Here is a 1,245-nt window from a genome sequence, read left to right as displayed (position 1 = left end):
CCTGTTTAGGTTTTTAAATTCAGGAGAGGCGACAACTATGTTGGCACAGGGGGCATAGCTACGCCCGTTGATGATGAAGTGATCTACTTGACCAACAGTCCCTCGTCCAAGATTTCCGACATATTCTATCTGTCCCCCCGACCTTGCTCTTTTTGTACGCGGGCCAATGTCGGAAAAATCACCGGCTATCGATGTGTTAGCTGATGCATTTTGTGCCTGCAGTAAATTACGTTGTAACACGCTTTCTACTTTTTCAGGGTCAATCTCACCTACCGGAAAACGACTGTTGATGTCAGTTCTAAATTCCGGATCACGGAATTGAGGAGCCAGAACTTGCATTAATTTACCACCGACTAACCCACCAAGTTCTGTGAATTGACGAGCATTATCAACCGTTAGTTGTGAACCGGACATATAGAGTGGAACTGTCTTGGCAGTTATCTGGGCCACCCGCCGCACCATCCCCCAGGCGTTTCCCAGCCAAGATGAAGAGTTGCTTTCCAATTCCCCCCTGGCAACCAATGTTCCTGTATCGTCACCTTCCCGACGAACCGATAAATTTGCCAAATCATTTTTAACCATGCGCACAGAACGCGCAATTGACGAACTGGAAGTTGCGGAGTCAGAAGGGCAAGATTTTCTTTTTCTGCTGGCAGTATTCTGAGTAGCATCAGTTGAATCTACAGGAAAGTGACTGGATCCACTGGTCGTTGAACTTGGTAACATGAGGATTAATCCTGAATTCATTAAAACTTATTGGACCTGTCCTAACCCCCAAAAGTTCAGTGTTATCAACGTTTATTTATGGGACTATTCCACAAATATCTAATTCTGAGTAGAAAAGGACGTTACCGTCCTCAGCCCTCGGTCGAGTAAACCGAAGGAACCTCTCCCTTCCGCACCGGGTAGCAGGAGCTGCCAATTGCAACTCCAACCCCCTCAGATCCCGACGTGCAGATTTCCCGCACCGGGCTTTTCGACATTTGACTTACAGCACAGACATTAACGGCATCTTCCAAAGGGAGGCGGTTATCTTGGGCCTCTGTCACGACGACTGGGTCAGCTCAGCCACCTTCAGCACGGATAGCCGCCCTGTGATCACTGCCAGTCATGATTCAACGGTGAAAATTACTGGGTTACAGCAGAATAATTGATAAAACTTTTTTTAAAAACACGGATCTAATAAAAAATATCCTGATTACCACTGATCGTACGTCATGATACAGAGAAAGTTTATTTAAGAAT

1 protein-coding gene is annotated in these 1,245 nt (G+C 46.1%); it reads right to left on the bottom strand.

Going from position 1 to position 1,245, the window contains the following annotated elements; translation table 11 throughout:
* On the bottom strand, window positions 1-726 hold a 726-nt coding region (locus KDK14_RS05745), incomplete at its 3' end, for a hypothetical protein (protein ID WP_257264059.1).
* Between the last annotated feature and the right edge of the window lie 519 nt (window positions 727-1,245).

This window comes from Endozoicomonas sp. ONNA2 (genome assembly GCF_024606365.1).
Taxonomy (GTDB): Bacteria; Pseudomonadota; Gammaproteobacteria; order Pseudomonadales; family Endozoicomonadaceae; genus Endozoicomonas.
Note: the sequence above shows the minus strand (reverse complement) of the source record. Positions and strands in the feature narration are given on the sequence as shown.